At 55.4% G+C, this 6166-nt stretch carries 10 protein-coding genes; 5 read left to right on the top strand and 5 right to left on the bottom strand.

The genetic code is table 11. The features are described 5' to 3' along the window. The 4 genes from C453_RS00860 to C453_RS00845 all read left to right on the top strand — a co-directional run. A partial coding sequence (locus C453_RS00860) for a transposase (RefSeq protein ID WP_152417961.1) occupies window positions 1-235 on the top strand: 235 nt, incomplete at its 5' end. Further along, window positions 222-416 (top strand): hypothetical protein, encoded by a 195-nt coding sequence (locus C453_RS00855; RefSeq protein WP_049907353.1) that lies wholly within the window; start codon window positions 222-224, stop codon window positions 414-416. The genes C453_RS00860 and C453_RS00855, both read left to right, overlap by 14 nt. A gap of 429 nt (window positions 417-845) precedes the next feature. Then, complete coding sequence (locus tag C453_RS00850) at window positions 846-1190, top strand: DUF6176 family protein (RefSeq protein WP_049907350.1); 345 nt, start codon at window positions 846-848, stop codon at window positions 1188-1190. 101 nt (window positions 1191-1291) lie between these two features. Further along, the gene (locus C453_RS00845; protein ID WP_008322075.1) at window positions 1292-2086 is read left to right on the top strand and encodes a BtpA/SgcQ family protein; all 795 of its coding nucleotides are present in this window, start codon (window positions 1292-1294) and stop codon (window positions 2084-2086) included. 37 nt (window positions 2087-2123) lie between these two features. On the opposite strand, the gene C453_RS00840 is transcribed toward C453_RS00845, so the two are convergent. Together C453_RS00840 and C453_RS00835 are read right to left on the bottom strand one after the other, a co-directional pair. Next, window positions 2124-3050, bottom strand: coding sequence for a carbohydrate kinase family protein (locus tag C453_RS00840; protein WP_008322074.1), 927 nt, complete (start codon window positions 3048-3050; stop codon window positions 2124-2126). Between the two features lie 187 nt (window positions 3051-3237). Then, window positions 3238-3423 carry a DUF4177 domain-containing protein gene (locus C453_RS00835; RefSeq protein WP_008322073.1) on the bottom strand — a complete coding sequence of 62 codons (186 nt, stop codon included), beginning with the start codon at window positions 3421-3423 and terminating at the stop codon, window positions 3238-3240. A gap of 366 nt (window positions 3424-3789) precedes the next feature. On the opposite strand from C453_RS00835, the gene C453_RS00830 reads away from it, so the two are divergent. Then, window positions 3790-4455, top strand: a complete 666-nt coding sequence (locus tag C453_RS00830) for a peptidylprolyl isomerase (protein WP_008322072.1) — start codon at window positions 3790-3792, stop codon at window positions 4453-4455. Between the two features lie 60 nt (window positions 4456-4515). Here the strand turns inward: C453_RS00830 and C453_RS00825 are convergent, their stop codons facing one another. The 3 genes from C453_RS00825 to C453_RS00815 all read right to left on the bottom strand — a co-directional run bounded on the left by C453_RS00825 (window position 4516) and on the right by C453_RS00815 (window position 6158). Continuing rightward, complete coding sequence (locus C453_RS00825) at window positions 4516-4944, bottom strand: type II toxin-antitoxin system VapC family toxin (protein WP_008322071.1); 429 nt, start codon at window positions 4942-4944, stop codon at window positions 4516-4518. Then, entirely contained in the window at window positions 4941-5216 is a 276-nt protein-coding gene (locus C453_RS00820; RefSeq protein WP_049907348.1) for a hypothetical protein, read from the bottom strand. The genes C453_RS00825 and C453_RS00820 overlap by 4 nt, the downstream gene beginning before the upstream one ends. A gap of 510 nt (window positions 5217-5726) precedes the next feature. Then, window positions 5727-6158: an ester cyclase gene (locus C453_RS00815; protein ID WP_083881556.1), complete on the bottom strand. Its 432-nt coding sequence runs from the start codon at window positions 6156-6158 to the stop codon at window positions 5727-5729. Between the last annotated feature and the right edge of the window lie 8 nt (window positions 6159-6166).

Here is a 6166-nt window from a genome sequence, read left to right as displayed (position 1 = left end):
ACGCGAAGAAGGCGTGAGACCGCTGATTAAACATCGCATCTTCCGGCCCATCGACCACGCGCATAACGCGCGGGTCGATGGGCCTCGATACCGTCAAAGATCGATGTGTGAGACCGTCTTCTCGTCGATCAAGCGCACGCACGGCGACGCCGTGCGTGCGCGGACGTGGTACCGAGAATTCCGTGAACTCGTCTTGAAATGTGTCGTTCACAATATCAAGCGTGCCGCAACATAGCCAAATCAACCGCTGTATGGCGATTTACCAGAGCCAAGAGAATCGTGAGTCCAACAACCAGATTCGCGACTCGCTGTGCGAGTGGCAGGTAAGTGAGCCCAAGTTGCCACGCGGCATGAAATCCAAAGGCGACGCCAAACGCAAGCAGGAGGCTGGTGACGACGCCGTCGTTCGTATATGAATTCCAACACGCCACGATGAACGCACCAATCGCAACTGGGAGTGGGACAAACACAACTCCNCTGGTGACGACGCCGTCGTTCGTATATGAATTCCAACACGCCACGATGAACGCACCAATCGCAACTGGGAGTGGGACAAACACAACTCCACCGAGTGTGTTCTCGAGACCTGTTGAATACGCCACCGCAGTGAGTCCAGCAAGCAGCGGAATGAGTCCAGCACGGCGTTTTGCCGTGCAACGGCTTTGTCCGAGGAGAGACACCATCGATATGACTGATGTAATTCATAAGTGCATGATTCTGTTGAAATCTCATTGGTTCGACACTCCCCCGCTGAAACAGCCGTTCGGTAGGAGTGCAACTCGACCAGACACAGGTGTGTGTCAGGTCACTGAACATTTCCGGGTTGGAACCAGAACTCAATATAAATGTCAGAGGTACAATTTCTACGATACCGACTCAAAGACGGCCAGCGAGACCGACTCTATGAGTGGATGGAAGCGGTCACCTCACGACGAGACGAAGCCCTTGCCACGCTACAAGACGAGAACGTGTACTCAGAAGCAGCGTTTCTCGAATCGAGACCCGACGGAGAGTACGTGTGTTTCTACATGGAAGCCGAGGATTTGGAGGCAGCAGCAGCGGCGTTCGAGGCGTCTCCACACGATATCGACCGCCAATTTAAACAACTGTTGAGCGAGGTGGTCGCTGAAGAGCAACCGGACGAAGAAATCGAACCACTCTATCACTTGGTGAACCCTGACCGTCCGTAAGAGTGCCCAAGATGTACCGACTCCCCTGTTTCCCGTCCTCTCACCGTCCTCGCAGAGTGGTACATCTGTACGATTAAGTCTCTCGAAGGGTCACAATGGATATGGATTTCTTCAGTACAGAAACCCCAATTATTGGAATGGTTCATTTACCGCCTCTCCCAGGGTCTCCCGGGTTCGAGGGTGATCGAGACGAAATTCGAACCCGACTCCGTGAGGATGCATCAGCACTCGAGTCGGGTGGTGTCGACGGCATTATGCTCGAAAACTTCGGTGATGCTCCATTTTATCCAGACCGGGTGCCTCGTCACGTCGTCGCTGACGTTGCAGCACTCGCGGAAACACTTCGTGAGACTGTCAAAATCCCATTTGGCGTGAACATCCTCCGAAACGACGTCCAAAGTGCCCTCGGCATTGCCGCTGCGACAGATGGTGCCTTCGTTCGCGTGAACGTCCATACCGGGGCCCGGCTTACTGACCAGGGCGTCATCGAGGGGATGGCACACGAAACGGTCCGCCTGCGTGACCAACTCGACGCCGACGTAGCCATTCTTGCAGACATCGACGTGAAGCACTCTGCACCACTCGCCGACCGGTCACACACAGAGGTCGTTGGTGAACTCGTCGAACGTGGCGGTGCCGACGGAATCATTGTGAGTGGAACTGGCACGGGCGAGGCAGTCGATACGACGGTGCTCGAAGACGTGGTCGACGCTCGCGATGCTCGCGGTCTCGACGCTCCAGTCTTGATCGGCAGCGGTGTCACCCCCGAGACGGCACCTGAACTGCTTTCGGTCGCAGATGGTGCAATCGTTGGAACCGCTCTCAAAGAAGGTGGCAAGACGACGAACCCTGTCGACGAAGCAGCAGTCGAACGTCTTGTCGCGTCCGTCCGCTAGGGTTCGCTATTTGGCCTCAGGGCGTGTCTTCCACGTTTCACCGCATCTCTAGAAACTCTTGAACGTCAGCTTCGGATGGGAGATTGCCACGTGCACCCAGTTCAGTACAGTTGAGTGCGGCTGTGGCAGCGGCAAAGCGTCCTGCGTTGCGTGCTGAGTAGTCGTTCAGCAGCCACGTGTGAATCAGTCCCGCAGTGAAGGTATCGCCAGCGCCGGTCGTATCAGTCACATCTACCTCGAAGGCTGGGACGTCGGTCACCGTGTCTCCTTCGAGAAGTCGTGCCCCGTTACTCCCTTGTGTAACCGCCGCACGAGAGACATTCTGCTGTGTGAGCGTGGCAATGGCTTCGTCGGCTCCACCAAAATACGAGCGTGCAGCGACCTCACCGACCACGAATAGATCGACAACAGAAAGCAGTCGGTCAATCGTCTCTGGTGTTGTCCCGCGGCCTTCGAGTTCCGAGAGTGGACCTGCGAGGTCGAATACGAGCGTCGAAATCTCACGACGTTCACGGGCGGTCACGAGTCTCGAAACAACCTCATCTGGTGCATAGGCACTCGTAAACACCACGTTGGCGTCACCCGCATACTCAATATCGCGAGCATCAAGTCGAAGGTTCGGAATGCTCTGGCCACCGGCGACAATCATTCGTTCTCCGTCTGGACCACGTAAAATCAGCGTGTACGACGATTCTTCGGAGCCGGTTTGAATTCGAGAACAGTCGATTGCGCGTGCTTGGAGGTCAGCTTCGGTCTCGGCAGCATCATCGGTCCCGACGCGTGTGATAATCCCCGTCTTGTTCTCAAACTCAGCGAGCCCTGAGGCGACATTTGCAGCGACGCCCCCCACGTCGGTTGTGTGTTCGCGAGCGAATGCACCGCCGTCGGGTTTCGGAAGATTTGACAGAGAATAGATGTGGTCGATAACGGCACTGCCGACCGTCACGACATCGAACGATGACATACGCCTACTCAACTTTGGTGCGTCTTGAACATGCAGGGATTGGGGTTTCTGGTGCGTGCCTCTGACCTGTGTTTCACCGCTTAGTCGCGGAGTTTCTTCTCGTCGACGTCAAGGTGACAACAGAACTCTCCTGGCGACACCTCAACGAACTCGGTAGGGTATGGTTGGGGCACACACCCCAGTTCAGTTATTTCTCGCGTTGCAAGAGGAGGCTCACTGTCTCGCCAGTCTTGTCAGTAATCGGAGCGGCGACATCCCAACCGTCGGCCCCGAGTTCGTTCAGTTGCTCAACCGGTGGCTCAACATCGCCACCGAAGCCAGCTACCATGACGCTGCTGTCGACTTCGATCGTCCGATATTCGTAAGCGGGCATGCGTGTAATCTGACACGATCCAGTAGCAAACCGCTTGTGGCCTTCGCAGTAGTGGAGAGTGGGGTATTTCTGTGGCTTATTCTGATTTTGTCGAGTATCTGGGATATTTAGATAATGTGGGTATCCGGATGGTGTTGTTTTCACCAGTGGAACTCAGTCCGGTGTGTCCAGCCGAGTGCAGCGAGCCCAGTATCGAGTGGTTCATACTGGAGGTGGGGACAGTCCCACTGTCCGTCGAGGAGAGTCTTGGATCGGTGTGCATCGCGATGTCTCCGACGGGAAAGTGGACACCACTTGTTGTTGGTTTTCGCTGAACCGCTGGCACGGACCGCTACGTTCATCATTTCCGGTCGTCAAGCAGGGCCAATGGCAGTACGACGACGCTCTCTTCTCGCGCTCGCTGCGACTGGAGTTGGCGGAGCCCTCGCTGGTTGTATGACGGGTAACGAGTCTACGGCGAGTGAGGACCCCACTGAAAGCGAAGCGTCTGACCCCACCGAGTCAACTCGCACGAGTGGACAGCCCACGGCAACGTTGCGAACGACCAAAGGCGACATCGTTGTCGAGCTGTACGGTAACCGAGCACCCCGGACAGTCGAAAACTTCGTCGGCCTCGCTACTGGTTCGAAAACGTGGGTCGACCCCCAAACTGGTGAGTCGGTCGACGGCGAACCGCTCTACGAGGACGTCCTCTTCCACCGGGTCATCGACGACTTCATGATTCAGACTGGCGACCCGACCGGAACCGGTCGTGGCGGCCCAGGCTACCAGTTTGACGATGAATTCCACGAAGAACTCCAACACGACGGCCCTGGTGTAGTTTCGATGGCCAACGCCGGCCCCGACACGAACGGCTCGCAGTTCTTTATCACGCTCGCTGCACAGCCGCACCTCGACGGGAAGCACGCTGTCTTCGGGCAAGTCATCGACGGGATGGACGTTGTCGAAGCGATTGGAGCGGTCGAAACCGACGGCGCTGACCGCCCGGTCAACGACGTGCTTTTGGAGTCGGTGACAATCGAGACCGCGTGAATATTCTTCTACATTGGATGTGAGACACTGGGCCACAAACTATTCCAGATGAGTCGCTTCTTAATATCCTGGTTCGATACGGTCGACGAGTCCATCAAAGTCCGTGTCGAAACTCAACACGGCGTCGATACCACGTGACTCGCATAGGGTGACGATCGATGCATCAGTGAAACTGAGATCGTGGTCGTCGTATCGACGAAACGTTTCTAGCGACGCCCGAACGTCATCTGGTTCGACGTGAATCATCTCGAAGACGCGAGGAAACGGATCTTCTCCAAGAATGCGACTGGCGACAGTGTCTGCAGCCTCAAACGAACCCGTTCGAGCACGTGTGAGCGTCACAGTCTCGTCGAAAACGTAGTCATTCGTGTACGGTTGTCCGAACTCCCCATCGAACAGTTCGTCGAATGCACTGACAGCTTGGTCGTGTCGGTCGGCATCCGTATCGTGATGCGCAAAGAACACGCCGGTATCGACGAAGACACTCATCCGTACAGCACATCGTCGATGTCTTCTTCGGTCGTCGTGACTCCGGACGAGACCATCCCATCGTGGAACTTCTCGCGCTCGGATTCAGCAAGAGGAACACGGTTCTCGCGGAACGAGTCGATGAGGTCCGCCTTGGACTCGATGGCGTGCTCAACGAGCCGTGCGAGGATTTCCTGCTGCGTCACTCGCTTTCCCGTCTTTAGCCGAATCTCGGCCTGTAACCGTTCGAGACGAGACTTAGTGTCGTCGTCCATCTTCACCGACGTGGCCATACTCTTTGGTAGAACATACTACTGGGTAAAGTTTGCTACCACAGCTGTTGGTGGAGTTGAAGTTTGCTGCATACACCCTCTGTCGGTGTCACGCCGTTCTTGACAAAACGTGGTGCGGTTTCTACGGTCGTGCTGCACACAGGACACAAGTCGGCTAAACCGTTATCGGTGACTGAAGACGGACTGAGTCGCTTGCTTCGGAGTCCTACTTTTCAGTTTCCGAGGAATTGAGCCGTAGTCTTCTGGGTCGTACTTATTGCTCACAGACAGGACAGATAGCGCACCGAACAAGGCGAGAGAACTGTAGAATAAGTCTAATCGAAGTGGGCCGAGATGAACGAAGTCGGTTCCTGGAGTAGCTAATATGACTGTTGGGCTCTGTTGAAATCCTATTTTCTCGACAACTTTCTTGCCAGAATAAGTCGTTTTGCAGGTGTGGGACTGCTTGCTAGAGATCACCAGTTTTGATAGATGATTATGCGAGCGTGCTGCATACAAAGGGCGTATCGGTCACGGGGCGTCCGGAAGGATGCCGAGTTGTCTCATCATGCCGAGTGCATCGTAACTCGCCCATCGTTCCGCGATCATTCCATCCTCGATACGGGCGATGATGATTCCTTCCGCATCGAAGCGTTGCCCAGTCGGTTCGAAGCTCATGAATTCTCCCTCGTGAGTACCCCGCATTCGAGCACGGAAGACGACTTTGTCGCCTTCTGCGATCATATCCTCGATGTCGTATTGAAGATCGGGAAACGCGGCCAAGTATCGCTCGTTGTATGTCTTGAAGGCTTCCCGGCCGCGAACATCCTCGGTCGGATCGTGGAGAATCGAGTCCTCGGTAAACAGAGTGTCGATTGCATCGACGTTACCGTTCTCCCACACCTCCTCGACAAAACGAGTAACGACCGCCTTGTTCTGCTCAGTTGGTGATTTAACAGCCATGAACCCTA

This window comes from Haloferax elongans ATCC BAA-1513, assembly GCF_000336755.1.
Lineage (GTDB): Archaea > Halobacteriota > Halobacteria > Halobacteriales > Haloferacaceae > Haloferax > Haloferax elongans.
The sequence above is the reverse complement of the archived record's forward strand: the minus strand, read 5'-3'. Positions and strand labels throughout refer to the sequence as shown.

Coding starts and splice junctions, on each gene's coding strand:
- C453_RS00850 (WP_049907350.1), top strand. CDS start 846: ATGTCAGAGGTACAATTTCTACGATACCGACTCAAAGACGGCCAGCGA.
- C453_RS00845 (WP_008322075.1), top strand. CDS start 1,292: ATGGATTTCTTCAGTACAGAAACCCCAATTATTGGAATGGTTCATTTA.
- C453_RS00840 (WP_008322074.1), bottom strand. CDS start 3,050: ATGTCATCGTTCGATGTCGTGACGGTCGGCAGTGCCGTTATCGACCAC.
- C453_RS00835 (WP_008322073.1), bottom strand. CDS start 3,423: ATGCCCGCTTACGAATATCGGACGATCGAAGTCGACAGCAGCGTCATG.
- C453_RS00830 (WP_008322072.1), top strand. CDS start 3,790: ATGGCAGTACGACGACGCTCTCTTCTCGCGCTCGCTGCGACTGGAGTT.
- C453_RS00825 (WP_008322071.1), bottom strand. CDS start 4,944: ATGAGTGTCTTCGTCGATACCGGCGTGTTCTTTGCGCATCACGATACG.
- C453_RS00820 (WP_049907348.1), bottom strand. CDS start 5,216: ATGGCCACGTCGGTGAAGATGGACGACGACACTAAGTCTCGTCTCGAA.
- C453_RS00815 (WP_083881556.1), bottom strand. CDS start 6,158: ATGGCTGTTAAATCACCAACTGAGCAGAACAAGGCGGTCGTTACTCGT.